This window comes from Rhizobium sp. SRDI969 (assembly GCF_025152725.1).
Classification (GTDB): Bacteria; Pseudomonadota; Alphaproteobacteria; order Rhizobiales; family Rhizobiaceae; genus Rhizobium; species Rhizobium leguminosarum_I.
This window is the reverse complement of record NZ_CP104037.1, coordinates 436449-460951: the sequence shown is the minus strand read 5'-3', so window position 1 is coordinate 460951 and position 24503 is coordinate 436449. Positions and strand designations below refer to the sequence as shown.

General features: G+C 59.5%; 23 protein-coding genes and 2 pseudogenes. 14 read left to right on the top strand and 11 right to left on the bottom strand.

The features are described 5' to 3' along the window. Positions 1 to 2238 carry a NosR/NirI family protein gene (locus tag N2A41_RS29265; protein ID WP_260111580.1) on the bottom strand — a complete coding sequence of 746 codons (2238 nt, stop codon included), beginning with the start codon at positions 2236 to 2238 and terminating at the stop codon, positions 1 to 3. Positions 2239 to 2403: 165 nt separating this feature from the next. On the opposite strand from N2A41_RS29265, the gene N2A41_RS29260 reads away from it, so the two are divergent. From N2A41_RS29260 to N2A41_RS29245, 4 genes and pseudogenes are all read left to right on the top strand, one after another. Beyond that, complete coding sequence (locus N2A41_RS29260) at positions 2404 to 3276, top strand: ferritin-like domain-containing protein (RefSeq protein WP_260111579.1); 873 nt, start codon at positions 2404 to 2406, stop codon at positions 3274 to 3276. 201 nt (positions 3277 to 3477) lie between these two features. Further along, the gene (locus N2A41_RS29255; RefSeq protein ID WP_311202892.1) at positions 3478 to 4062 is read left to right on the top strand and encodes a BON domain-containing protein; all 585 of its coding nucleotides are present in this window, start codon (positions 3478 to 3480) and stop codon (positions 4060 to 4062) included. A 96-nt stretch (positions 4063 to 4158) separates the two neighbouring features. Continuing rightward, positions 4159 to 4950, top strand: a pseudogene (locus N2A41_RS29250) (c-type cytochrome). A 252-nt stretch (positions 4951 to 5202) separates the two neighbouring features. Further along, positions 5203 to 5661, top strand: coding sequence for a pyridoxamine 5'-phosphate oxidase family protein (locus tag N2A41_RS29245; RefSeq protein WP_260111577.1), 459 nt, complete (start codon positions 5203 to 5205; stop codon positions 5659 to 5661). A gap of 87 nt (positions 5662 to 5748) precedes the next feature. Here the strand turns inward: N2A41_RS29245 and N2A41_RS29240 are convergent, their stop codons facing one another. Next, complete coding sequence (locus tag N2A41_RS29240; protein WP_260111576.1) at positions 5749 to 5976, bottom strand: DUF6894 family protein; 228 nt, start codon at positions 5974 to 5976, stop codon at positions 5749 to 5751. 876 nt (positions 5977 to 6852) lie between these two features. Between N2A41_RS29240 and napE the strand changes: the two genes are divergently transcribed. The 6 genes from napE to N2A41_RS29210 are packed head-to-tail and all read left to right on the top strand — an operon-like array spanning position 6853 to position 11493. Beyond that, complete coding sequence (gene napE / locus N2A41_RS29235; protein WP_064697124.1) at positions 6853 to 7062, top strand: periplasmic nitrate reductase, NapE protein; 210 nt, start codon at positions 6853 to 6855, stop codon at positions 7060 to 7062. Between the two features lie 9 nt (positions 7063 to 7071). After that, positions 7072 to 7572, top strand: coding sequence for a ferredoxin-type protein NapF (napF, locus tag N2A41_RS29230; RefSeq protein ID WP_260111575.1), 501 nt, complete (start codon positions 7072 to 7074; stop codon positions 7570 to 7572). Further along, positions 7565 to 7846 carry a chaperone NapD gene (locus tag N2A41_RS29225; RefSeq protein ID WP_064683066.1) on the top strand — a complete coding sequence of 94 codons (282 nt, stop codon included), beginning with the start codon at positions 7565 to 7567 and terminating at the stop codon, positions 7844 to 7846. The genes napF and N2A41_RS29225 overlap by 8 nt, the downstream gene beginning before the upstream one ends. Further along, positions 7821 to 10325 carry a periplasmic nitrate reductase subunit alpha gene (napA, locus tag N2A41_RS29220; protein ID WP_260111574.1) on the top strand — a complete coding sequence of 835 codons (2505 nt, stop codon included), beginning with the start codon at positions 7821 to 7823 and terminating at the stop codon, positions 10323 to 10325. The genes N2A41_RS29225 and napA overlap by 26 nt, the downstream gene beginning before the upstream one ends. Before the next feature lie 41 nt (positions 10326 to 10366). Next, positions 10367 to 10789 carry a nitrate reductase cytochrome c-type subunit gene (locus N2A41_RS29215; protein ID WP_113548485.1) on the top strand — a complete coding sequence of 141 codons (423 nt, stop codon included), beginning with the start codon at positions 10367 to 10369 and terminating at the stop codon, positions 10787 to 10789. Continuing rightward, entirely contained in the window at positions 10786 to 11493 is a 708-nt protein-coding gene (locus tag N2A41_RS29210) for a NapC/NirT family cytochrome c (protein WP_260111573.1), read from the top strand. The genes N2A41_RS29215 and N2A41_RS29210 overlap by 4 nt, the downstream gene beginning before the upstream one ends. 236 nt (positions 11494 to 11729) lie before the next feature. Here N2A41_RS29210 and N2A41_RS29205 read toward each other — a convergent pair whose 3' ends face one another. From N2A41_RS29205 to N2A41_RS29180, 6 genes are all read right to left on the bottom strand, one after another. Then, on the bottom strand, positions 11730 to 12431 hold the full coding sequence (locus N2A41_RS29205) for a YoaK family protein (RefSeq protein WP_260111572.1): 702 nt from the start codon (positions 12429 to 12431) through the stop codon (positions 11730 to 11732). 212 nt (positions 12432 to 12643) lie between these two features. Next, on the bottom strand, positions 12644 to 14290 hold the full coding sequence (locus tag N2A41_RS29200; protein WP_260111571.1) for a copper resistance CopC/CopD family protein: 1647 nt from the start codon (positions 14288 to 14290) through the stop codon (positions 12644 to 12646). Between the two features lie 15 nt (positions 14291 to 14305). Then, the gene (locus N2A41_RS29195; protein WP_260111570.1) at positions 14306 to 14833 is read right to left on the bottom strand and encodes a YcnI family copper-binding membrane protein; all 528 of its coding nucleotides are present in this window, start codon (positions 14831 to 14833) and stop codon (positions 14306 to 14308) included. A 55-nt stretch (positions 14834 to 14888) separates the two neighbouring features. Then, positions 14889 to 15332, bottom strand: coding sequence for a pseudoazurin (locus N2A41_RS29190; protein ID WP_260111569.1), 444 nt, complete (start codon positions 15330 to 15332; stop codon positions 14889 to 14891). 600 nt (positions 15333 to 15932) lie between these two features. Beyond that, a complete protein-coding gene (locus N2A41_RS29185) occupies positions 15933 to 17858 on the bottom strand; it encodes a hybrid sensor histidine kinase/response regulator (protein WP_260111568.1) in 1926 nt (641 codons plus the stop codon). A 24-nt stretch (positions 17859 to 17882) separates the two neighbouring features. Beyond that, on the bottom strand, positions 17883 to 18611 hold the full coding sequence (locus N2A41_RS29180; RefSeq protein ID WP_113548489.1) for a Crp/Fnr family transcriptional regulator: 729 nt from the start codon (positions 18609 to 18611) through the stop codon (positions 17883 to 17885). A 234-nt stretch (positions 18612 to 18845) separates the two neighbouring features. Between N2A41_RS29180 and N2A41_RS29175 the strand changes: the two are divergent. The 3 genes and pseudogenes from N2A41_RS29175 to N2A41_RS29165 all read left to right on the top strand — a co-directional run. Continuing rightward, positions 18846 to 19025: pseudogene (locus N2A41_RS29175) on the top strand (cytochrome-c oxidase, cbb3-type subunit I); the annotation flags it as partial. A gap of 432 nt (positions 19026 to 19457) precedes the next feature. Continuing rightward, complete coding sequence (locus N2A41_RS29170) at positions 19458 to 20132, top strand: transcriptional regulator (protein ID WP_260111567.1); 675 nt, start codon at positions 19458 to 19460, stop codon at positions 20130 to 20132. A 129-nt stretch (positions 20133 to 20261) separates the two neighbouring features. Then, positions 20262 to 20816, top strand: a complete 555-nt coding sequence (locus N2A41_RS29165) for a hypothetical protein (protein ID WP_260111566.1) — start codon at positions 20262 to 20264, stop codon at positions 20814 to 20816. Positions 20817 to 21150: 334 nt separating this feature from the next. Here N2A41_RS29165 and N2A41_RS29160 read toward each other — a convergent pair whose 3' ends face one another. Beyond that, on the bottom strand, positions 21151 to 21852 hold the full coding sequence (locus N2A41_RS29160) for an acid phosphatase (protein ID WP_222387173.1): 702 nt from the start codon (positions 21850 to 21852) through the stop codon (positions 21151 to 21153). A gap of 78 nt (positions 21853 to 21930) precedes the next feature. Here N2A41_RS29160 and N2A41_RS29155 point away from each other — a divergent pair, with 78 nt between their 5' ends. Then, a complete protein-coding gene (locus tag N2A41_RS29155) occupies positions 21931 to 22335 on the top strand; it encodes a hypothetical protein (RefSeq protein WP_260111825.1) in 405 nt (134 codons plus the stop codon). Between the two features lie 468 nt (positions 22336 to 22803). Here the strand turns inward: N2A41_RS29155 and N2A41_RS29150 are convergent, their stop codons facing one another. Next, on the bottom strand, positions 22804 to 23109 hold the full coding sequence (locus N2A41_RS29150; protein ID WP_162116178.1) for a DUF982 domain-containing protein: 306 nt from the start codon (positions 23107 to 23109) through the stop codon (positions 22804 to 22806). Between the two features lie 431 nt (positions 23110 to 23540). After that, positions 23541 to 24485 (bottom strand): electron transfer flavoprotein subunit alpha/FixB family protein, encoded by a 945-nt coding sequence (locus N2A41_RS29145; protein ID WP_260111565.1) that lies wholly within the window; start codon positions 24483 to 24485, stop codon positions 23541 to 23543. Positions 24486 to 24503 lie beyond the last annotated feature (18 nt).

The window sequence follows — 24503 nt, the reverse complement described above, 5'->3', positions numbered from 1 at the left end:
TTAAGCTCGTTCGATCGGTTTGCCGTTGTGGGTGACGACCGTTCTTGGTGGTTTTTCGCCGCGTGACTCCGGCGTCGAAAGCGCCATGAATTTCTCGCGCTTCAGCCGGACCTGGATCATGTGCGGGCAGCGGTGATCGTCATGGTAGAGTTCCTGGCAATGCATGCAGTAGATGCATTCATTGACATTGATCTGGCCCTCGGGATGGATAGACTGGACAGGACATTCCTTCGCGCAACGCTGGCAGGGCGAGCCGCATTCCGGGTAGCGTTTCAGCCATTCGAACATGCGAATTCTACCTGGTATGGCGAGGGCGGCTCCAAGCGGGCACAGGTACCGGCAATAGAAGCGCTCGATAAAGAGGCTTGCAAAAAGCAGCGCGGCCGCGAAGACGACGAAAGGCCAGTCCCTGACGAACTTCAGAATGATGGCGGTCTTGAAAGGCTCGACCTCGGCCGCCATCTCGGCGTAGGAAATCGAATAGAATGACAATCCGAACAGCCCGAGGAAGATCATATATTTGATTGGCCAAAGGCGCTCATGAAGACCCCATGGCAGCTTGACCTGGGGCACTTTGAGACGCTTGGCTATATTGCTCAGCAACTCCTGAAGCGCGCCGAAAGGGCAGAGCCAGCCACAAAATGGACCGCGCCCCCAGAACAGCAGCCCCGCCGCCACCGCTGCCCAGAGGATGAAGATCAACGGCGCCGCGAGGAAGAACTCCCAACTGAAATTGGTGATCAGCGCGTTCGTGAATGTCAGGACGTTGACGACGGATAGCTGGGCGTTGGCATACCAGCCTAGCCAGACCAGGGTGAATACCAGATAGCCGTTTCTCACCCAGGCGAAGAGTGCCGGCCGCTTGACGAGCCAGTCCTGGAAAAAGAAAATTGCCGTCAAAACGAGAAGCGCGCCTGCGGTGACGCCGATGTTGACGCGGTTGATGTTCCAGATGCGCATCCACAACGGCGGTTCGTCCGTTTCGTTCGCCGCTTCGCCCGGCACCACGACCGGTGGCGACGGAGCGGCGGCTTTGGTCACGTTGTAATATTGAGAAGGCAGCGTATATCCGACATTGAACGGGATGACCGACTTGTCGCGGGCGCCAGTGCTGCTTCGCTGCGCCAGCAGTTGGAGTTCCCACGGCTCCGTGACGTCGAATGCGAACTCAGGTGGTACCACGAAGAGCGCGATCTCCTTCAGATCCGGGGCGTCGGCGGCTGCAAGCGCGGAGATCCGGGTGTGGTAGCGATCCCGAAACCTCAATCCTTGTCCGTCCTGCAGCAACTCGATGCGGTCGAATATGCCTCCTCTGACGTAGCCGGATCCTTTGAAGGAGTAGGCCCCGTCGCCGGCTACGAGGATTGCGGACTGCCCCGGCTGCAGGCGGGTCTGAAGACGCTGGTAGCCGGCGTCCCCAAGAAGGGTCTTTCCGATGGAGGGAACGTTGACCGGCGCGACGTAGAGATCGATGAAGCGGTCCTCCGGATTTGATGTTTCCGGATGGGATGCGGCGTCCTCATGCCCGGCATCCTGAAAGGCTTTCGAAACCTCTCCGACTGAGAGCCGGAGGCTGCGGACCGAACCGTCCCCCACCAGGGTCTGCCAGTCGCTGACATTCGTCTTCGCGAGGTCCAGAGCTTTCACATCGGCCAGAGGTTTGGCGTCTGCGGCGCCTTCTGGGTGCAACCTGTTGCTGCGGATGAGCTTGACTGCGGAGCGGATTACGCTGTCGCCCATGACCAGCACGGTGACGGTAGCGCCACTTACGATTTCGACCTGCGGAGGCCGTTCTTCGCCGGCCGCTACCCGTCCAAGGTCTTTCCCGATGATCGTGTTCAACGCCGCAACCACTTTTGCCTGCGGGATGCCGATCAGGACAATCGGCTCATGATGATCGATAAGCTTGATGCCACGCACCACGCCCGAGGCGTCGATGCCGACGGCGATATGGATCGGCTTGCCTGAGTAGCCGGTGGAACTGGTGAAATCCGAGGTCAGATAGGCGTAGCCGACCATCTCCGTGCCCCGGTAGACCGGTGCGATCGGCGGCTCGCCCACCGGTTCACCGAATCGCTCGGCGCCATCGAACAGTTCGCTGGGTTGAACTTTCTGTAGATAGGCCGGGAGATCGCCTGCGGAAGAAGGAGTTGCCAGCAGGACAATCGCGACGCCGATCGCTGTTAGCAACAGCACCAAAGTGCGCCACGTGGCGCTGCTTAGCGTTTGTGATACCATTCTACTGGACTTCCATAAGTTTCCCACGAGGGCCGGCACAGGTATAGGTCGAAAAGCTAGCGGGTCTTTGACGAGGATCAATCTTGGGCGAGCTAACTTTTGTGAAGATACGCGCAAGCGACGCGAGAAAACTGCCGCTGCAACGACCGATCAAAGGGGTATGAAATGCCATCTGTTAACCGCGAACCGTGGGAACTCAGCACCCTGGAAGATCTGCTGTCGCTTGCCGCCCAAATGGAGCAGGAAGCGATCGACGGCTACGTCGCACTAGCCGACAGAATGCGGCAGATGAAGCGTTCGGATCTCGCTGAAATTTTCGAATCACTTGTCGTCGAGGAGAAAGGCCACTTGGCCAAGGTGGTCGACTGGCAAGAATCGGGTCCACGCCCAAACCGCCAAGTCGTCGTCGGGAACCAAGAGGAGCTCTTTGACGACGAAGGGGCGGGCACGGTCGCTCCCGACATGCTTAGTGCATATCGAGCATTCTCCATGGCGGTGCGGAATGAGGAAAGGGCCTTCGTGTTCTGGACCTATGTCTCCGCCCATGCGCAGTCGGACGAGATCAAAAGCGCGTCCGAGCGGATGGCGCGCGAGGAGTTGGGACACGTCGCGAAACTGAGACGCGAGCGGAGACTGGCATTCCACAGCGAACGCGACAAGATGCTGACCATCGGCGTAGTCGACATCGCTGCACTTGAACGGAGGCTGGCGCTGCATATCCAGTCGATACCTGCAGATGCGACCGGTGGAGGAAGGAGTGAGCTGCAATCCCTGGCGCAACAATGTAGCGACCGCGCCGAGTCGCTGCGCAATGCGCCCTTCGAAAGCGCTTCGCTTTCGCTGAGATCGTCCCCGGCCGCAACCGAACGGGTCATGCCGTTGTGCGAGACGCTCGTCGAGTGCTATCTGGATGTTGGCGCCACGGCTACCAGAGATGATGATGCCAACCGCTCCAACTCGTTTGCCGGGCAGCTAATCGACTGCCTGAGAGTGCTGCGAAGCCTTCCACCGTCCTACTTGTCGGGCGACGATGTTTGACAATGTCGTGGCGACACTTCGGCGAAACGGAATCCCATCTGAGGGTAGGTTCGCGACCCTCGCCCCTCTTGAAGACAATCTTCCCCCTATCGTTGCTCAATGCGCGACAGGCTGACCGGGTCGATGTGACTATCATCAACTACTCGGTGGCAGTTGCTACATAATTGCGCAAAATTGATCCCTCTTGGCACCTGCTCCTGAATGACGCAGCATACGGCGCCGCGCGCAACGTCGAGGTGCGCCTTGGTTGCCTCCCGCTGCGGAGCTTGGCTTGCGGGCTGGCCGCCAGTTGATCTGCATCAACGCTGCAAGGGCAAATCGATCGTAAGTTCTCGCCGTCGCAACGGAGAAGAGTCCATGCCCGCAAACACCGTCATTCCTATCGGCGACTTCGACCTTTCCACTGCGGTAAGAAGGCGCTTGGAACTTGAACTCGGACTGACGCACGAGGTCGTGAAGGTTACGGTTCTCAATGGCGAGGTGACTTTGCGCGGAAGGATGGCGTGTCCGTTGAAAAGGGAAGCAGCGAAGGTCACCGCGGAGAGCGTGGGCGGCGTGCGCCGGGTACTCAACGACATTTCGACGGCATATTACATGGCCGGAAGCCCCGCCGATCGTTCGCAGGAAGGCTGCGCATCGTGTCAACACGGTCGCTCGGGGGACGTGGCCACCTCGCTCAGCGCTGCAGCCTCGCCAGAGCTTGCCACGAGACGAGCTTGCCGCCATTTTCGTCGCCGACCAGGCCACGGTCGCGCAGAGCCGCCGCGTTCCCTGAATCGAGCTTGATTCGACACGGCTAGTCCGCTGCGCGTTGGCGCCTGCGATCCGAGGCCAGGTGTCCCGGCAATCGGGAGGCCAGATCAATCCGACGCCGGCAAAACGATCGGCGAAACATCGAACCCGCGCCTCAGCGTTGGCGTCACCACAGCGATTTTCCTGGTGGCGGCGGGATTGGGCGTGGTGCTGCTGCCACGGCTGGAGGCGGGGGAGCAGGTAGCTGGCATCTGGGATTCGATCTGCCGGGCGGCCGGATTGCCGCAAAAAGGAGAACAACCGGAAGCGGTCAGGCCAGAGTACAAGACTTCCTTGGTCAAGATCGCCACGGCAGTCCCACGGGCACGGAACGAGGAGGCGATAGGCCGGGGAGCCACGCTTGCCCAGCAATGCGCCATCTGTCATAGCCCCACCGGCGTCAGTCGCGCCGACTCTCCGAACCTCGCCGGGCAATATGCGAGCGTGATCTACAAGCAGCTTCGCGATTTCAAGGACGGCGTCCGCGTCAAATGCCGTCATGAGCCCGTTTGCAGTCAAGCTCTCCGAGCAGGACATGCAGGATCTGGCTGCCTACTACTCCTGCCTGACGCGACTCCCAGGCTTCCATCCTCCTGAGAGCCATCCGACTCCAAGGATCGTCGTCAGCGGTGCGCCGACGCGAGGAATCGCCCCCTGCGGCTCCTGCCACGGCAGCGTCGAAAACAAACTTGGCAGCCCCTGGCTCGAAGGCCAGTCCGAGCTTTATTTAAAGACGCAGCTAGCCGCGTTCGTGTCCGGCTCCCGGCAGAACGAATCAACGAGCAGATGAGGAACGTCGCCCGTGCGATGACGCCGGAAGAGATCGACCAGCCGGCAATGTACTACGCAAACAAGCCGCCGCCGTACCCGGCCGGCGAGTAGGGTTTGATGGGACTCCCATTCTCTCGTGGACGCGTTGGTCCTTGGTCGCTTTCGGGCACGATGCTGCTCAGTCCATCCCCTCAAATCCGAATCTTCAAGCCATGCGTTTGCTGAGCCAGTTTTCGCGGGAGATAGCCATCAATCGCTTCAGCATGAGCGACCCCGACCGCCCGGTATTGCGCTCGATCAAAGACGCCTCCTTCCTGAAGAGTATTCTTGGTCAGGGCCAACCATAAAGAGGAGGATGCTTTCATGGCGCTCAAGTTGCGGGAGTTGAGCCAGGGGGAATGCTACGGAATCCTCGAACATGCGCGCTTCGGACATCTAGCGTGCTGTCGGGACGGGCAACCCTATATCGCTGCAATCTACTTCTCCTTTGCGGGAGACGTTGCTTACAGTTTCTCGATGCCGGGGCGGAAGCTGGATTGGATGAGGGCGAACGACAAGGTTTGCCTCCATGTCGAGCACCTGCCGAGCGGGGGCGGGTGGACAAGCATCGTCATCGAAGGCCGTTTTCAAGAGTTTCCGGACAACGGTTTGTGGCATGATGAAAGAGTGCACGCTTGGTCATTGCTACAGCGGCATTCCAACTGGTGGGAAATCGGATCGCTAAAGCCGGCCGAGCTCCCGGTGCTTTCGGAGCCGCCGCACGTCTTCTACGGAATTTCAATCGGGGCTCTATCGGGCCGTAGCGCGGGAAGGGACGATTGACGGTCGAAGGCTACCCAATGCTTTTTAGACCTGGGAGATCGGACCCTTGCGGTCGCTGCGGCGACGCTGGAAGACGCGCGACAAGCTTCACTCGGCGGGCACCACGGCAAGGACTTGGCCAGCGGCGTCAGTAATCTCGCAAAGCCGTGCCCGTCGCCGGACCGAGGTTCCCTGGCGAAGGGAAACATGGCCACCATATAGAGCGGCCGTAATGGCGGCGTCGATGTCCGGAAGCAGGAGATCCAGCGGGTCCCGCTCGTATCTCACACTCCTACGCACGTTGAAGAAGTATCTCGATGGGACGGCGGTGTTCATGTTCGGCTCCTCATGCGCTGGGCGGTTTCGGTCATCGCCGCGTTGGGGAGCGCATCCACCGGGCAATGAGTGAAGGGCTCTGTCCGAGTTTCGTTTGCAGTCCGAACACGTCAGCCATGACATCGGCGAGTTTCCCAGTCACGCTACCGGCCGTTCTGTCGGCGGTCTTTGACCTTCCGCAATGTCCGAACCCCTTTCTTTTATAGGCTGTCATCCGTCGCGCGGAGCGGAAAAGTCGCGCGGACCCGCATTCGATGCGCCGGAATGATCTCCGGGAGCGACACGCACTGGTCGAGGAAAGGATCTGCAGATGCTACTCATTGATCGTGACTTCAAGCGCGGTGGCGAATGCTTCGCGACCCCTTCGCAAGGAGAAGTGGAAGGCAAGCTAGCCGTCATGGAAATAGTATCAATAGCCTGCCTGCGCGAGGTGGTTCGCTCGAAAGATCAAGCTGCATCGGAAAGTCCTTCGTACGCTTAGGGAAGAGTGCTCCTCGATGAAGCTGACGAGTGAGGACGAAATTGCAGCCGCAGAGTACGCGCTGCAGGTTTTCACTAAGCGAGGCACACCGCCATTAACCTCGCGAAATGCGCAAAAATGCAGCAATTCCAACTACACCGCCCGACCGTGGCATATATCGCGCGTCGCGTCTCCCTTGATGGGGGCGAGGCTCGATGCGGTTGAGATTAATTGACTCGGCAATGACGGTCGAAACGGCCTCGTAGTCGTCCGGCGGGAGCGAAAATCGCTCTCAAAGTGGCGCGTTGGCCGCCGCCTTCGGAGAGCTGCCCCTGATGGAGAATGCAGCGAATGTTCAAGCTGGACACATCTGAAGGGGTATGGCAGGCTTTCGGCAACAACTCTGGGAGGATGTTGTGACCCAAATCTCGGATTCAGTGGGAGAGTTCAGGAGGAAGCGCAGGCGCGAACTGTTGACGTTCGCTGTACTCGCTTTCGGGATTTGGCCTGTGGTCGCTGTCGGCGTTGTCGGCGGTTATGGTTTCATGGTCTGGATGTATCAGATCGTGTATGGACCGCCGGGACCTCATGACGTCAAGCCTGCGCCTCCCGGCTCGGCAGAGTGAGGATCGATCATGGTTCTCCCAGCTCGCACCCGGCGCGGTTTTCTCACCGGCAGGTCATCTGAGGATCCGGCTACAATCTTCCCTCCGGGAGCGACCGAAGCATCCATCAAAAACTGTTCGGGCTGCGGTGCCTGCGTCGACGCTTGTCCGACGGGGATCATTTCGATCCGTTCAGGCATTCCGGTCGTTGATTTCGGGCACGGAGAATGCACGTTTTGCGGCGAATGTGCGGAGCGATGTCCCGAGAGCGTTTTTTCGACTGGTCCTGCGGGCGGCTTTGCCCATTTTGCAGCAATTGGCGATGGATGCCTCGCCAACAACTACGTCGATTGTCAGGCCTGCCGCGACGGTTGTCCGGCCGGCGCGATCCGTTTTCGGCCGCGGGTCGGCGGCCCCTTCGTTCCTGAACTCGATGAGCAGGCATGTACGGGATGCGGCGCTTGCATCGCGGTCTGTCCGGTCGATTCATTCACGATGAAACCCCGCCATCGGGAGGCAGGTCATGTCTAACCGCCGACATCACGTCTCGAGCGCCGTCGTCGTCACCCGGCCGGAACTGACCGAAGACGTCGCAGCGCGTCTCGCAGCGATCGAAGGGGTCGAGGTTCACGCGACGGGATCGGGCAAGATTGTCGTCGTGATCGAGGGACCGCATTCGGGCGTGCTCGGGGAAACGCTCATCGGCATTTCGGGGATGGACGGCGTGCTCGCCGCCCATATGGTTTTCGAACAGGCACTGGAAATCGAGGAGACGATCGATGACGACCGAACTCACGCGGCGTGATCTCCTGAAGGCGCAGGCGGCGGCGATCGCGGCGGCGACCGCCGGCCTTGCCGCCCCCGCTTCAGCGCAGTCGGTGCCTGGAGGGGTGGCGGCACTGGAGATAAAATGGTCTAAGGCGCCTTGCCGCTTCTGCGGCACCGGCTGCGGCGTCATGGTGGGCGTGAAGGAGAACCAGGTCGTCGCGACCCATGGCGACATGGAGGCGGAGGTCAATCGGGGCCTCAACTGCGTCAAGGGCTACTTCCTCTCCAAGATCATGTACGGCAAGGACAGGCTGACGAGCCCGCTTCTGCGCAAGCGGGACGGCGTCTATGCCAAGGACGGTGAGTTCGAGCCCGTCACCTGGGAAGAGGCCTTCGACGTCATGGCGGCGCAGGCCAAGCGCGTGCTGAAGGAAAAGGGGCCGACGGCGGTCGGGATGTTCGGCTCCGGCCAATGGACCATCTTCGAAGGCTACGCCGCGACGAAGCTGATGCGGGCGGGCTTCCGTTCCAACAACCTCGATCCTAACGCGCGTCACTGCATGGCTTCGGCAGCGGTGGCTTTCATGCGCACCTTCGGCATGGACGAGCCGATGGGTTGCTACGACGATTTCGAGAACGCGGACGCCTTCGTGCTCTGGGGCTCCAACATGGCCGAAATGCATCCAATCCTCTGGACGCGGGTCGCCGACAGGCGGCTCGGGCACGAGCATGTCAAGGTCGCGGTCTTGTCGACCTTCACGCATCGCAGCATGGACCTCGCCGACATCCCGCTGATCTTCAAGCCGGGGACGGACCTCGCGATCCTGAACTACATCGCCAACCACATCATCCAGACCGGCAGCGTCAACCAGGACTTCGTCGACAAGCATACGAAGTTCATGAAGGGCACGACCGACATCGGCTACGGCCTGCGTCCCGACAACCCGCTGGAAATGAAGGCCAAGGGCGTGGCCGAGGCCGCCAAGATGGAGCCGATCGACTTCGAAGCCTTCAAGGCGATGGTTTCCGAATATACGCTCGAGAAGGCGGTCGAGCTTTCGGGCGTCGACAGCGCCTTCCTCGAACAGCTTGCGGAACTATACGCGGACCCCAAAGTCAAGGTCATGTCGCTATGGACGATGGGCTTCAACCAGCATGTTCGGGGCGTGTGGGCCAACCAGATGGTCTATAACCTCCATCTGCTCACGGGCAAGATTTCCGAGCCGGGCAACAGTCCGTTCTCGCTGACGGGGCAGCCGTCGGCCTGCGGTACGGCCCGCGAGGTCGGCACCTTCGCCCACCGCCTGCCGGCCGACATGGTCGTCACCAATCCGGACCATCGCAAGCACGCGGAGGAGATATGGAAGCTTCCGGACGGGCTCCTTCCGGACAAGCCAGGTTATCATGCCGTCGAGCAGGACCGCATGCTCAACGACGGAAAGCTGAATTTCTACTGGGTGCAGGTCAACAACAACGTCCAGGCCGCGCCGAACACCAGCAACGAAACTTATAAGGGATATCGAAACCCGGACAACTTCATCGTCGTCTCGGACGCCTATCCGACAGTCACTGCCATGAGCGCGGATCTGATATTGCCGGCGGCCATGTGGGTGGAGAAGGAGGGCGCCTATGGCAATGCCGAACGGCGCACGCATGTCTGGCACCAGTTGGTCGATGCTCCCGGCGAAGCCCGCTCGGACCTCTGGCAGTTGGTGGAATTCTCCAAGCGCTTCACCACCGACGAGGTCTGGCCCGCCGACATCCTCGAGAGGACCCCCGAATACAAGGGAAAGACGCTCTATCAGGTGCTCTACCAGAACGGGACGGTGAACGAATTCCCGCTGTCGGACGTCTCGCCTGAATACGAGAACCGGGAGGCCAAGGCCTTCGGCTTCTACATCCAGAAGGGGCTCTTCGAAGAATATGCCCATTTCGGGCGCGGGCATGGACACGATCTAGCAACCTACGACACGTACCATCAGGTGCGTGGCCTGCGCTGGCCCGTCGTCGACGGCAAGGAGACGCGGTGGCGGTACCGCGAAGGCTACGATCCTTACGTCAAGCCAGGCGAGGGGCTGAAGTTCTACGGGCAGAAGGACGGCCGGGCGGTCATCCTGGCGGTTCCCTATGAGCCGCCGGCCGAGTCGCCCGATGACGAGTTCAACTTCTGGCTCGTGACGGGCCGCGTCCTCGAACATTGGCATTCCGGCTCGATGACGATGCGTGTTCCGGAACTTTATCGGGCGTTTCCAGGTGCACGGTGTTTCATGAACGGCGACGACGCCAGGAAAATGGGCCTCAATCAGGGCGCGGAGGTGCGGATACAGTCGCGGCGCGGAGAAATCATCAGCCGCGTGGAAATTCGCGGGCGCAACCGAATGCCGCATGGCGTGATCTTTGTCCCATGGTTTGACGCCAGTCAGTTGATCAACAAGGTCACGCTCGACGCCACCGACCCCATCTCCAAGCAGACGGATTTCAAAAAATGCGCAGTCAAGATTCTTCCGGTCGTCTGATTTCGAGGCGCGTCTGGGCGATCGCGGCCATCGCCGTCCTCATGCTCACCGGCACGGTCACCCTAGCGCAGATGGTGCCGTCGTTGTCGGGCAACGAGAATCCAATGGAGAGCAAGGATCCGAAGCCGGTTCCCAAGTGGGTGGTCGATGACGTCCGCAAGATGCGAAATTATCCGGACCAGCCGCCCATCATCCCACATTCGATCGAAGGCTACCAACTGACGGTGAACGCCAATCGCTGTCTTTCCTGCCATCGGCGCGAGCTTACCGAAGGCTCCGGCGCGCCGATGATCAGCGTCACGCACTACATGACCCGCGAAGGGCAGATGCTGGCAGACGTTTCGCCCCGGCGATACTTCTGCACGGCCTGCCACGTGCCTCAGGCGGATGCGAAGCCTTTGGTGCCTAACAGCTTCAAAGACATGAGCGAGCTGGGGTTCAAACCTGCGGGAAGCGAGCAATGATTGGCAGGATAAAGGCGATAATCCTATTGTGCTGGCGCTTGCTGAGCTCGCCGGCAGCGACATTGAGCCTGGGTTTCCTGACGCTTGGCGGCTTCGTCGGCGGCGTCATGTTCTGGGGCGCGTTCAACACTGCGCTGGAGACGACCAATACCGAGGCCTTCTGCACCGGCTGCCATGAAATGAGAACGAACGTCTACGAGGAGCTGAGCCGCACGGTTCATTTTTCGAACCGCTCGGGCGTTCGCGCCACATGCCCCGACTGCCATGTGCCACACCAATGGACCGACAAGATCGCTCGCAAGATGCAGGCATCGAAGGAAGTCTGGGGCAAGATATTCGGGACGATCAACACGCGCGAGAAGTTCCTCGACAAACGGCTGGAACTCGCCCAGCACGAATGGGCGCGGCTGAAGGCCAACGACAGCCTGGAATGCCGAAACTGCCACTCGATGGGAGCCATGGATCTGACGAAGCAGACAGAGCGCGCCGCCGAAATTCACACCCGATACCTGCTGCCGGGCAAGGCGACCTGCGTCGATTGCCATAAGGGCATCGCGCATGATCTTCCGAATATGGAGGGCGTCGATCCCGGCTGGAAGGTGCCGGCGGATCTGTTGGGTAAGACCGCCTATCATGAATGGCATGATCGGGCCAAACTCGCCTCCTATCTGAGCAAGGCCGGCACGGTCGCCCTAGATGACTGACTGCTTTCTACCTTTGAAATTCTTCGGCTCGTCGATTTTTTCCGTCCTAGGCGAAACTGCCGATCTGTCCAGTTTGGAAGACAAAGTAAACCTCCAGATCGGCTTAAAACGGTCCAGCATGGGTAATATCAGGGCGCGCCGCGTTGAGACTGCTCGAACTGCTCGTCGATCGGGCACGCCGGGCCATCTGGACGGCCACGCAGCTATCGCCGGACGTCTATGCGGTGCACGCATTCTCAGTTATGTGAGACGCCAATCAGATGCCTGACAGAAAGGAACAGCAAAACGACTGAAAACGCGCAGAAAACTGCACCGCCGGCAGCTTGATAACACAGCACGCCGGCTATGCCACCGACAAGGAATGACGCCACGGTCGCGCTGTGTAGCAGAAGGCGATCCCGAGTATGCCGGCCCGCATGGGCATCAGACGGCTCGATCAGTTGCGCCAAGCCAACTCCGATATCTGTTGCGACGCCAGATACATGAGTCGTTCGTACCCTGCTGCCGGATATTCGCGTGGATGCAGCATTCTGGATGCCCATCGAGAAGCTAATCACACCGACGGTTCCGAGACCGCTGACACTTGAACCTCCGATGAGAGAGTAGAGGCCGATGCCCATCAGCAAAGCCGCCTCCACGAAAAGGGTGAGAGCAAATATCGCCCGCAACCGATAGCGTTTGCCAATTTGGATGAACAATGACGCAGAGAACGCTCCCGCCATGAACATCGCAACAATACCTAAGAACGCGACCCCGAGGTAGATGTCTCCCGCTGAGATATGATCAGAGATCAATGAGACATTGCCGGTCATGTTGGCCGAAAAGTAGCCGAATCCCAGATATCCCGCGCTGTTGACGCCCCCTGCAACGAACGCTAGCGACGATGCGAGCAGAATGTCCGTCTTTAGAGTGCGGCTCTCGCCTTCCTTGATAAGCATCGTATTCTCCCGTACCCAAGGGCGGCGAATGTCGTTCCGGTGGTGTCCGACGTCGACCGTTGCTCGGGCATGTGTGCCCCGACGTCGCTGCGAAGTCGAATTGGCAGGCGATTGGGTGGCGGCGACCGCTCTTGCAATCATTGTCAATGATGGATGGCTAGTGAAATCTACGGCTCCGCCGAGACTTCTCTAGCGCGCGGCCATGGCGGCGGTCAGGAACCGGCACCGGACCTTTTCGTAACCGATGCGGCGGCTGCGCCGGTTGATGGAGCGAGTTCGCCTTGGAGATGAGCCGTCGTGAAATCATCGATCAGGATCTGCACATCGGCCTCCCAGCCGGTCGGATTGCTTATGGGTAGGCCGCTGGTCTCCCAGGCGCCGTCCGGTGATTTCAACAGATCGTATTTTATGGGTTCAACACCGGCATTCGGCTTTCTCATGCGAAGCATGACAGTACGCGGTTCGAGTGGCTCGAAGTCGAGCGTCATGACGCTCACTCGAGCCGTGGAGGTTCCGTCGCGCTGGAGCTGAAGCTCGAACTGCGCCATTGCCGTCTCGGAATGCAGGTGAATGGAAAGCATCGGCGCCGCTGTCGCGAACTCAAGTTGATCGGGGCCTGCGAAGCGCCAAAGCGACGCAGAGGCAACGATGGCCACGGCCAGGCCTATCTCTGCGGAGATGCTGCGTCGCAGGCGCCATCTGGCGGTCGGGCTTCCGGCCAGCGCAGGCTGCGTGAGCCAGAACCGGTTGTAGACTGCGAGCAAGCAGAGCAACGAGACGAGTAGGATTTTGAGAAGCAGCACCCGTCCATAGATCGATAGCAAAACGGTATCGCGGGAGGGCAACTCAATCCATGCGAGCGCACCGCCCGCCAGCAACATCCCGACGAACGGCAAGGGTATCACCCGCGAGAAACCGAGCAGCGGACCCGAGCGCGCTTGCTTTTCGCCAATTCGCCACAGCGGGATCAGGCTTCCGATCCAGAAGATCATCACCCCACCGTGTAGGAACATGCACGTCCTGGCGAGCCAGCGAGGCTCCGCCACGTTGCAGTGGCCGGTGAACGTGAAGGAGACGGAGGCGGCGATCATCGCGAGTGCCACGGCCGCCAAGGAAGTTCTGCGGCCGTTGATCGGTATCGAAACGAGCACGATGGAGAACAGTGCAAGAGATGCGGCGATCGCCGAGCCGCCATGGGCTGCGGCGAGAAACGGCCGCATGCCAGCGAGCGTCAGTTCGCCGCCAATCTCGTCAAGCCCTTGGAGGTAGACGTTCGCGATAAGCAGCAGGACGGCGAGGGACGCGGTGATGTCCTGTCGCGAGGGAAGGAGCGCCCCAGCATCGAGCAGATGGGCGAAGAATGCACCCCCGACGACGACCGCAAGGAGGACGATCGAGCCGGCATGCACGAGCCAGATTGCGATCATCAGGGGCGAGACATATCCTTGCGGAGCGTCGCTGGTCGTGGCGGTCTGCGTGCCGACGTGGAAGACGAGGGAGCCGCCCACCGGATGCCCGTCCTCCGATGCCACTCGATAGCTTACGATGGCGGTGCCACGACCGATCGAACTTGGGAGGTTCAACATGACAACGGGGCCGAGAGTGTCCCCTTGCACGACTGTCCGGGCGCCGGTGGAATCGATAGCGCTCGCGGTGACAAGCCTGACTGCTTCGTTAAAGCGAAGCTCGACGCGGCTGGGCGGCCGATCCAGAGTTGCGTTGCTCGCGGGGGAGGAACTTCTCAGCACGGCGTGAGCTTGCGCGCCCACTGGCGAGAGGAATCCGAGCGCCGCCAGGGCGAGGAGAAGCAAGGCTGCCCGCCAGTTGGCGGCCGCCCATGTGCGGAAGATCAGCCACATGGGCGGTGTTCCTTCTCAAGAACGAGGTTGTTCTACGACGTCGAAGAACGGCGCCGGATTTTCATAGTCGTCGGATGACTTGCCCACCGTTGGGATTTCGATCCACCGTTCGAAAGCTCCGTCGGTGCACTCCTGCACGATCGGGACGTATATGCGGGTCCCGGACGGCGTTTCCTTGGCCACCGTTCCACGGAACACGAACTCGTCATACTCGTCGTCAGCGAGATTGCCTCCGCTCCAGACGATTTCCGTCGTTCCCTCTTTCACTGCCGAGCCATAGAGATTGTAGCTCTTGTCGTAGGCGCCCTTGATCTTGTCGACGGTCCAGCCCGACTTTGGCATCGGCTTGGCGGAAATGAGTCCTTCTGGAACCTTCACGCGAACTCTGATGGTCGGCTTTCCTTCGCAGCCGTGACCGATCCGGACGACGGCCTTGTAGGCCTTGCCGGGCGCCGCCTGCGCTTGTTCAAGCGTGGCATGTCCGTGCGCCGCTCCGGCGGCGCAGAGGGCAGCGAACAGGGCGGCGGTGACTTGCTTGATCATAGATCGACTCCCTGCGGGCTAGCGCTTTGAAGCGCCAGCTTGCGGCTGATTTAGGTTACGGGGTGACCTGGGTGAGGTCGGCGTCGAGGCGCTTGCGTACCGGGTTCGGCACCTTTGCCGTTTTGATGGCGTCGAGATTTGCCGGCGCGTCCCCGACTTGGATCAGTGCGACCATGCCCATGCCGGCATGTGGAGTGCATTTGACGACGTAGGCGCCGGGCACGTCGAACTTGGTCTGGAATTCCTCGTTCGGCTTCGACTTGAATTGCGCCGCGCCGTCCGGAATGAGACCCTTGTACGTTTCGACATTGTGGCTCTTGTCGGTTGGTACGAAGGTGACTGTGTCGCCGGGAGCGATCTTGACGAAGCCAGGCTCGAAGACCATGACGCCGTCGGCGCCCTTGTTGAGCAACTGAATCTGATGATCGGCGGCCATCGACGGCGCGGCAGACGCAACGAGAACCGCAGCCACCGCGGCCGGGACAATATTGAAGTGCATTGATTATCTCCATTTGAAACGGGACCGATGGTCGGCCTCGGGAGCCTTTCTATGCCATCCGAAAGCGGCCCTCTTTGACGCTGGTCAAATTTGGTAGATCAAATCCGGCTTCAGCACCTCGTATCCGTCCTTTGGACGGCGCGATCTTGAACCTCCGCGGAAGGCGCCGGCACCCGTCTGCAGGAACTACGTCACCGACGCGCAGGACGGCGCGATAGAACTGGGAAATCATTGACTGCTATCTGAATTGTGCCCCGCTGCATGCGGGTCGTCTATTTAGTGTGCGAAGCACGTGTCTCGTAGACTTTGGCCCTTCGCTACGGCCCGTCGCGGCGCAAGGAATGAGCCGAGAGGCCAGCAGGATCTAGCGAGGCTTCTATCGCTCGCGACGGCGACCGAGCGGCGTGTTCTCCCGAAGGGTCAGGATCGCAAGACGATTGAAGTTAGGCGTTTCGGCCCGGCGATCCGCCGATAGACGCGGGGACCTCGGTCTAGCTGAAATGTTGCAAACTGAATCGCCGAAACCTTGCCAGGCAAGTCGCAACACAATCGGATCCCGAGATCGTCACGATCCGCGGTGACGCAAACGTCCCGGCCGGCTCATCGCTCGTCTAGCAGTTCTCGGATCTTCGTTGCGAGTTCTCTTGCGCTGTACGGCTTTCGCAGCCACTGCGCTCCGGCGATCACCTCATGCGTCGCGAGAGAAGGTTCCGAATATCCGGATGTGAAGAGTACCGCAAGGTCGGGACGAAGCTTGCGTGCTGCGCCTGCGACTTCGTCTCCAGTAAGGCCTCCCGGCATCACGATGTCGGTGAACAGAAGGGCGATGTTCTCGTTTTCCTCGAGAACCTCCAGCGCACGATTACCGTTCTCAGCTTCCAGCACTGAATAGCCCATGGCGACGAGCCGAGCTACCGCAACGCGACGCACCCGCGCGTCATCTTCGACGACGAGAACAAGTTCGGTTCCCTTGGGAAGTGGTGATTCCGTTTTTCCCGCTTGTTGCACGAAGGCGTCTGCTCCGACGACATCAGGGGCGGGCAGGTAAATGCGGATCGTCGTGCCTCTTCCGACCTCGCTATAGATTTGAAGATGGCCGCCGGACTGTTTGACAAAGCCGTACACCATGCTCAGACCGAGACCAGTTCCTGAGCCCACTTCCTTGGTGGTGAAGAACGGTTCTATCGCCCGCTTCTTGACCACTTCGCTCATGCCGCTGCCGGTATCGGTCATCGATATGAGCGCGAAGTGCCCGCTACGGACCTCTGGATACATCCTGGCATAGTCGGCATCCAGATGGACGCGCGAAACCTCGGTGGTCAGGCTGCCGCCCTTCGGCATGGCGTCGCGGGCGTTGAGGGCAATGTTGAGAATTGCGTTCTGAAGCTGCGAGCTGTCCACCAGCACGTTGAAGCCCGATCCGGAGACCACGGTCGAAAGCTTGATGTCCTCTCCCAGCGTCCTGCGAAGCAGGTCCGAGAATCCCATGACGAGCTGACCGAGATCGACCTGCTTCGGACTGAGCGGTTGGCGTCGGCCGAAGGCAAGCAACTGGCCCGTGAGTTTTGCGCCATCTCCTGCAGCATCCTGCGCTTCCCGGAGCATATCGCGAAGAGGTCCCGCCGGAAGCTTGTCCTCGATCATTTCGAGGTTGCCGCTGATGACGGTAAGGAGATTGTTGAAGTCGTGCGCGAGGCCTCCTGTCAACTGCCCTACCGCTTCCATCTTCTGTGCCTGGCGCAGATCTTCCTCGATCTTAACCCTGCTCGTGAGGTCTCGTACGAATCCTGTAAAAATCCGCGCGCCATCGGCCGTGGCCTCTCCGACGTGCAACTCCATGGGGAACAGCGAGCCGTCCGCACGCTGGCCGGTCACCACGCGACCGTAGCCGATGATCCGCTTCTCGCCGGTGCCGAGATATCTCCCGATGTAGCCGTCGTGCTCGTCGCGATAGGGATTGGGCATCAGGTTGCTGACGTTCCGGCCGCAGATTTCCTCGGAAGTCATGCCGAACAAGCTTTCGGCGGCCTTGCTGAAGGATATCACGATGCCCTTCTGATCGATGACGACCATCGCGTCGGGCACCGTATCCAGAATCGACCTAAGGTGCGCCTCGCGCGATCTCACTTCCTGCTCGGCCTTCCGGAGGGCGCTGACGTCGCTGTTCGACTGAATAACCGCGAGATCGCCGTCTGGAAGGTTGACCAGGACGCACCGGCTCGTGACGTGAATGTCCTGGCCGTTCTTGTGGCGATGGATGATCTCTCCCTGCCAGAAACCGCGGGACTTCAACTGCTCGTGGATGCTCTCCGCAGGCTGCGGGAACCGGGTTGCCAACAGCTCGTAGACGTTATCTCCCACAGCCTCCTCACGGCTCCACCCGTACATGTTTTCGCATCCGATCGACCAGTGCGTGATGGTTCCTTCCAGCCCATGGATGATGATGTCTGCTCCATCGAGCACGTGCACCAGAGCGTCAAGTTCCTGCGACGACGCCGTGCGCGGCGATATGAGGCGATGAGGCATGGGCGTATAGGCTCTTCAGGAGTGTCAGTGGAAATTGACCCTATGGCAGGTTTTCGCGGAAAAATCATCAGCGTTTCCGGACAACTGCGCCAGCCGTAACGCGTTCACGATTCTGAGGTCGTGCCTGCCCTCGGGGACGACGATGTTTCTGGACGCCAGCTTGCTGATCGTGCGCGAGACCGTCTCGATCGTCAGGCCAAGATAATCGGCGATGTCCTGACGGTTCATCGGCAGGCGCAGCAGATTCGGCTGCGACCGGGCATCGGGTCGGGCTGCGAGCTTTACGATGAAGCTGCACAGACGTTCTTCGGCGTTCTTCTTCGACAGCAGCACCATCTGGTCGTGAGCGGCAGCCGTCTCACGGCAGAGCAGGGAGATGTATGCAGCGTGAAGGGCATCCGACCGGGCGACTTCGTCGTGAAAGTGCTTGCGCGGCACCCGTCTGATCTTGCAGTTGGTGACGGCTTCGGCCGTGAACAGAAAGTCGCCCTCCAGAAAGGTTCCGACGACGTCGCCTGGGAAATGGAAGCCTGTGATGACGCGGCGGCCTTCGCCGATGATGCGATGGAGACGCACGACGCCCTCGACGACCTGGAACAGATGCTTGACGGCGTCGCCCTCCCAACAGATCGCCTTACCGGCATCCACGGTCTCGCAGGCAGACATGTGGAACAGCGACGAGAGCGTCTGAACGCTCCGGCTACCGCTTGCGGCTTCGGTCTTTTGAAATGCGGCGTTGCCCTGCATCAGCATCTTCGTGTCCCTCGTTTGTCGATGAGGGCATTAGAAAGAGATCCGGTAACGCCGGAATGATCGCAGCGTCCGAATTGGTGAGGCTGTGTAACAGTTCGTAACAGCCGGGCGCATGGGGAAAAACGATTGTTTCGTTGATTTGGATCAAGGAGCGCGCTTGGGCTCCGTGACAGTCCTGCCTCAGGTACAAGAAAGCCGGCCGCGGCGCGGTCGCTGTGCACTGGGGACGACATCATGAACTACACGACGGAAACGGTGGCGATCACGTTCGCGGCCTTCCTGGCTCTGCTGGGAGCCGCATTCGCACATGACCACCTCTTTGCGGTTCATATGGGCATACTTTGCTTCTGCCTGCTCGCAGGGGCTGCGCTGCTGATCAGGAAGGTTGACTTTTCGCCCGCCGGCCGGCAGCGAGGTGAAACCATCACTCAGTGCCTCCCTCGATCCGTTTGACTGTCTCACCGGTTCACACGAACCCAGTTCCATAAATGCCTGTTACGCCACTGCCACTGATATAGCGGGGGCAGCGGTTCTAGCACGGCGCTTTCGAGCCAGCGCCCGGCTTGTTGCTAGGATGTTCATGTTCTTGGCCAAAAAGATCGCATAATGGATCGTCGGGAACGTGTGAAAACGTCTCGGGACGAACTGCTGATAGCCGTTTCCTTCAAGAGCGTTGAGCGTATAGACCGCCTCAGCTCCCATTCGATTGGCCACAAATTCTGCTCCCGGAATGGTGCGGTGGATCTGATATGAGCATGTCTATAGACTGGCAGTCCGCTAACCGTTATTGCGGGTATACCAGCATTTCACCAAACCATCCCGCGGATCCTCAAAGGCCCTCCTATATTGAAAAAAGTGCAACGCAGTTTTGCCGTCGAGTACAAAACCGGCAGACGAAAGCTTGATACCAGGTCGAACTCGATCTGGGGCAACATGGATCTAAAGTCCGTCGCTCGTGACCTGGAGGAAGAGGCATTGCCGTTTCTGTCGGGTAGCTCTCTGAGTGGCAAATCCAACAATGAGATGTCTTTACCGCAACCAGATCAAGCCGAGGCGTTGTTGACACCGCCTCTCGGGGCGTCAACAACAGCATCAGATACACAGGAGATGAGCATGGCCGACGAGACTGATACGGCAACCAGTGCCGATGCGCCGATCGTTGTTGAAACCCCTATTGCGCCGAAGAAACAGCGCAAACCCCGCGCCAAGAAAGCCGCGGCACTCGAAACCGCGTCGGCTGACGCTACGGCAGAGCCAGCAGCTGCTCTGGCCGGCGCCGGTGGTGTGAAGAGGAGAGGGCGCAAGACAAAGGTGGTCGAAGCTGCGGCGAGTGCCAAACGCGCCCCTGTGCGCCGTGCTCCAAAGGCCGTGCAGGCGGCGCCGGCCGCACCGATGACGGCGGTCGACGAGATGGCGGATCTTTTGCAGTTGGAAGAGGAAAATCAGCGGCTGCGCAAGCTTCTGGCTGAAAAGCTTCGCGCTGAAAATGCCGATCTGCGCAAACGGCTCAAGCTCGATTGATATAAGCAGCCGGTCAACCGCCGGCCGCATTTCCATGCTTATCAAGAGATACAATTTGGTAACGGTGAATGCTGTTGCCGGAACTGAAACTTGCAGCCTGCTTGCGGGATAAAACGCGAGGTCGGATAGATGGCGTCTCCCTGGAAATTTCTTGCCCGACTGGTCTCACCGGGACGCGAACAAAAGCGAGAAGACGGCTCGACCGCGGAGGTTACGCCGGACGCTTTGGCTAGTTCTGGTTCGACTGAAACGCCTGCCGAGGACAGCCTGAATAGCGATGGTCGGCCAGCAGGCGAGGACCAACCTCGTCACGGTCAACCCGGTGCAATTTCTCTCAAGCCTGTGCATTCCGAAGAAGCCGAAAACGACGTCCACGACAAGCTCGACGGCGAAGTCGCCGAAATCGTGGAGGTCGCTGATCCCGCTACATCCGGTGGTACTGGTATTGACGTCACCGCTGTACATGATGCCGCGAGGATCAAGCGAACTGCCGAGGTCGCACCGCGCGAGCAAAGGAGCCGCAGCAAGGAAGCGGTGGCGATTGCGAACGATCCCCAGGTTATCCACACTGCAAACGAGATGAGCCTCGATGACGAGATCAGGGTGCTCAGGGATCAGCTGGCCAAAAAGCTGACGTTGCAAAACGCGCAGTTGAAAAAAATGCTAGATCGGTTTGAACGATGAGCGGGGCGCTGCCTGCCCTTTTAAGCTTGTTGCGGGTGAACAATCTCAGATTTGAATAAGGTGTCGCCGGTTCGAGTCCTTTCAAGGCGAGGGATGGCGACAAGGGTCGGCAGCGACTGAAATGTATCAAGTCGTTAGGTACTCAACGACGACTGCGCTGAAGCCACCAAAGGTAACCTCCGCGGGGTCTAGCTGCCGTTCGGCATAAATTGCCGGAAACGTTAATTGAAGGCAGTAAACTCTAACGCGAGGTCATCCAAGGGCGACCATGCCTGAAAGCATAGAACCGCCGGATTTCTCGCCGGCGGTTCAAATGGATGTTTGGTCAATCGGCTCAGACGTGGGACAGACCAAGGACGGATCGAAGTTCCTCCTTGGCGGCTTCAAATTCAGCTTTGTAGTCGTCATGGGTGCGGATCGTTTCGGCAATGACGGTGCCGGCGATGCGGCCAGCCTCGACGTCCGAAGCATAGTGAATGCCGCCGACAATACGGTTATGACCATATTCCCACGCACGTGCCATCAGCTCGGTCCTTTTCTCCGGCACCATGTTGGAAAGGACGATGCCCATCAGCGTGCCGACGGTGGTGTGACCCGACGGATAAGCACCCGACTTCGAGAGGGGAACAATCGGCTTGACCAGGTCGCTGTAGAGGTGAGGCCGCGGACGCTTCCAGAAATCTTTGGCCGGATCGACAACAGCGCCTTCTGTGGCGACGACGCGGTCGAAGAAGGCGGCGAACTTCGGCAGGTTTTCCTTGGTGAACTTGGGATTGTCGATCACATCGGCGAAGCGCCAGACATCTTCATCCGCATCGGCGACGGCACGTGCGGCCATCTCAGGTGTGCGGGTAACCTGGATCGTTAGTATTTCAGCGAGTTCAGCCTGCATCTGCGGCGAATTATTGCCGGGCGGTGTCGGCAACAGCGAAACGAGGTCGATTTCCTTGGCATCGGAAAATGGCTTGGCATCTTCTGCTAAAACGGAAGAAGCAAGGCCGATGACGAGGGCGAGCGACAGGGCTAGATTGCGCATGGTAACTCCTTTTGAACAGCGATGCCGACGCTAGCACCCCGATATTCCGCTCGTGTGACAGTAACTTCACCAATCCGTATGAAATGGATACAGTGTGGCGCAAACCTCCGAGCCTTCTCGCTCTCACGCCACCGCGCGCTGCATTTCCTCATTCCGGTCAAGGAAGCCCTGATTCATCTCGCAATGCGGACATTACTCTTGGCGGAATATGCGCATGACCTGGTCTGTAAACGGCTTGACGAGAAAGGACGGCGGCGTACGCTCTTCTGGTTTGACGAAAACCTCGACGGGCATTCCCGGCTGCGCTTCATTCTGGCGGTCGCACTGGTCTGGCAGTTTGCGCAGAGGAAATATGTTCCCGCCGCCTATTGGCTTTCCGTGGTGCTGATCAGCATTGTTGGCACATTGAATTACCGACAATCTGGTCGACAACTTCCATGTGCCACTGATGGCTACGACGATTGCTTTCTCGATCGCCCTTGACCTTGCCCACAAGGAAGCGCGAAGCGGCTATCTCGTCTACCGCTTCGCAGAGAGGAGTGCCCAAGCACGACGTATCTTCTGAATCCGTGAGGAAATCTGCTGCGGTGGAGGGGCAGATATTCCATTGCAAAAATCAGCCAAGGCCTGAGCCTCCAGCCTCGTTCTCTCGCTTGACCATTGCTGGTCAACTATTGGCTTGCCGGTCTGGTGATCTATGACCGCCCACGACCCGTTCTCGAGTGCTTGTATCTGGTAGCGCTGCATTCTCAAGCCATAGATTTGGATGCGCCTACATCAGCCTGAAATCTCTTTGAAATCAACAGGGAGGGAATGCTGCTTCACAGATACTTTGGTTAGATGGTGAACCTCCGGTTACCGTGGGCGAGCGGCAACCTCCATTCAGCTCGCATGCGGACAATGACCTGATTCCGGGATGTCGATCTGCCTGCGTGTGCGTGCCATGCAAAATTATGCACTAATATGTAGTTGCGAGTCGGTTTTCATTGTTGTCTTGGTGACGATAGTTATCGCTGCGATGCCCGCTTCATCGGCCGCACGCAGAAACGCATCCCGAAATTGCTCCGGAGCGATCTGACCGCTGATCGCATCGACGCAAGCCTTCACCGCAGTGACATATTCTTCGCCGTCATCGGAAGGCCAGTCCTTGAGCAGCATATATGCAGCGTCGCCGAGGGTTCGGATGATCCTGTGAACTGGCTGGCCGCGCAGAGCCAGCCCGACGGGTGTGAATGCAGAGGTTGCGTCCCAATCCATTGTCCTCGATCCCTCCGGGCAGCGATCGTAATCCCTGAAGTTCTAATATACGCGTGTATTCCAAAACCGTAATTGACGATTGGTTACCCGGCGTGACCGGATGTGAAGGTAGGCGCAGGAAAGGAGCGGGCGCTCGCCAGTGGCGGCTACGCTGCTTCCGCAAAGTTGACCCGACGGTGGCTCGTTGCCGCCCCGAGCGGGACCGCACCATCTTCAGCATTTGCCAATCCGGGCCGGTTGGCGTTTATCGGCTGCCATTCCTAGCTAAGTTCAGGATTTCACCCGGCATCTTCGATAAAGAGAATGCGGCGGTTCGATTCAGGCGAGGGAAAGGGCTTTTTTTCCCCGCCGTACGGGCGAAGAATGTCAGCCTTCCGTCGATGTTGGCTTAATCGGGCTTATTGAGAATTCTGCCTGCAGGAAGCCCATCTTTATGGTGCCTTTTGCAATTCCGGCAATGCGTCGAAGAGATCGGCGACGAGGCCGTAGTCGGCGACCTGGAAGATTGGCGCCTCCTCGTCCTTGTTGATGGCGACGATCACCTTCGAATCCTTCATGCCGGCCAGATGCTGGATGGCGCCCGAAATGCCGCAGGCAATATAGAGCTGCGGCGCCACCACCTTGCCGGTCTGGCCGACCTGCCAGTCGTTCGGCGCATAACCGGCATCGACGGCGGCTCTGGATGCACCGACGGCAGCACCCAGCTTGTCGGCAAGCGGCAGGATGACCTCTCTGAACTTTTCCGCCGAGCCGAGTGCCCGGCCGCCGGAGATGATGATCTTCGCCGAGGTCAGTTCCGGCCGGTCTGAGACCGACAGGGCATCGGCGATAAAATGCGACACACGTGGATCGGCCGCCGCTGGGACGCTTATAACAGAAGCGGCCGATCCGCTCTCCTTCGCAGGAGAGAACGAAACCGTACGTACGGTAATGACTTTCTTGGCATCCGTTGCCTCCACCGTCTGGATGGCATTGCCGGCATATATCGGCCGCTTGAAGGTGTCGGACGAGATCACCTCGATGATTTCGGAGACTTGGGCGACATCGAGAAGAGCGGCGACGCGCGGCAGCACGTTCTTGCCAACCGAGGTCGCGGCCGAGATGATCGTGTCGTAGCTGGCAGAGAGCGAGACGATCAGGTCGCCGAGCGGTTCGGCCAGATTGTTGGCGAGTTCGTCGCTTTCGGCCAGCAGCACCTTGGAGACGCCGGCAAGCTTGGCGGCGGCATCGGCAGCAGGCTTGGCAGCCTTGCCGGCGACGAGAATGTGGATATCGCTTGCCGGTTCCTTGGCAATCTTTGTCGCCGCCGTCAGCGCCTTGGCGGTCTGATCGGACAGGCTGGCATTGTCGTGGTCAGCCAAAAGAAGAATGGTCATGATGATGGCTCCTGTTCC

Coding starts and splice junctions, on each gene's coding strand:
- N2A41_RS29190 (WP_260111569.1), bottom strand. CDS start 15,332: ATGCACTTCAATATTGTCCCGGCCGCGGTGGCTGCGGTTCTCGTTGCG.
- N2A41_RS29240 (WP_260111576.1), bottom strand. CDS start 5,976: ATGAACACCGCCGTCCCATCGAGATACTTCTTCAACGTGCGTAGGAGT.
- N2A41_RS29195 (WP_260111570.1), bottom strand. CDS start 14,833: ATGATCAAGCAAGTCACCGCCGCCCTGTTCGCTGCCCTCTGCGCCGCC.
- N2A41_RS29180 (WP_113548489.1), bottom strand. CDS start 18,611: ATGCTGATGCAGGGCAACGCCGCATTTCAAAAGACCGAAGCCGCAAGC.
- N2A41_RS29205 (WP_260111572.1), bottom strand. CDS start 12,431: ATGCTTATCAAGGAAGGCGAGAGCCGCACTCTAAAGACGGACATTCTG.
- N2A41_RS29160 (WP_222387173.1), bottom strand. CDS start 21,852: ATGCGCAATCTAGCCCTGTCGCTCGCCCTCGTCATCGGCCTTGCTTCT.
- N2A41_RS29225 (WP_064683066.1), top strand. CDS start 7,565: ATGTCTAACCGCCGACATCACGTCTCGAGCGCCGTCGTCGTCACCCGG.
- N2A41_RS29155 (WP_260111825.1), top strand. CDS start 21,931: ATGAAATGGATACAGTGTGGCGCAAACCTCCGAGCCTTCTCGCTCTCA.
- N2A41_RS29265 (WP_260111580.1), bottom strand. CDS start 2,238: ATGGTATCACAAACGCTAAGCAGCGCCACGTGGCGCACTTTGGTGCTG.
- N2A41_RS29145 (WP_260111565.1), bottom strand. CDS start 24,485: ATGACCATTCTTCTTTTGGCTGACCACGACAATGCCAGCCTGTCCGAT.
- N2A41_RS29150 (WP_162116178.1), bottom strand. CDS start 23,109: ATGGATTGGGACGCAACCTCTGCATTCACACCCGTCGGGCTGGCTCTG.
- N2A41_RS29200 (WP_260111571.1), bottom strand. CDS start 14,290: ATGTGGCTGATCTTCCGCACATGGGCGGCCGCCAACTGGCGGGCAGCC.
- N2A41_RS29185 (WP_260111568.1), bottom strand. CDS start 17,858: ATGCCTCATCGCCTCATATCGCCGCGCACGGCGTCGTCGCAGGAACTT.
- N2A41_RS29215 (WP_113548485.1), top strand. CDS start 10,367: ATGCTCACCGGCACGGTCACCCTAGCGCAGATGGTGCCGTCGTTGTCG.
- N2A41_RS29210 (WP_260111573.1), top strand. CDS start 10,786: ATGATTGGCAGGATAAAGGCGATAATCCTATTGTGCTGGCGCTTGCTG.
- N2A41_RS29165 (WP_260111566.1), top strand. CDS start 20,262: ATGGCGTCTCCCTGGAAATTTCTTGCCCGACTGGTCTCACCGGGACGC.
- napF (WP_260111575.1), top strand. CDS start 7,072: ATGGTTCTCCCAGCTCGCACCCGGCGCGGTTTTCTCACCGGCAGGTCA.
- N2A41_RS29260 (WP_260111579.1), top strand. CDS start 2,404: ATGCCATCTGTTAACCGCGAACCGTGGGAACTCAGCACCCTGGAAGAT.
- N2A41_RS29245 (WP_260111577.1), top strand. CDS start 5,203: ATGGCGCTCAAGTTGCGGGAGTTGAGCCAGGGGGAATGCTACGGAATC.
- N2A41_RS29255 (WP_311202892.1), top strand. CDS start 3,478: ATGACGCAGCATACGGCGCCGCGCGCAACGTCGAGGTGCGCCTTGGTT.
- napA (WP_260111574.1), top strand. CDS start 7,821: ATGACGACCGAACTCACGCGGCGTGATCTCCTGAAGGCGCAGGCGGCG.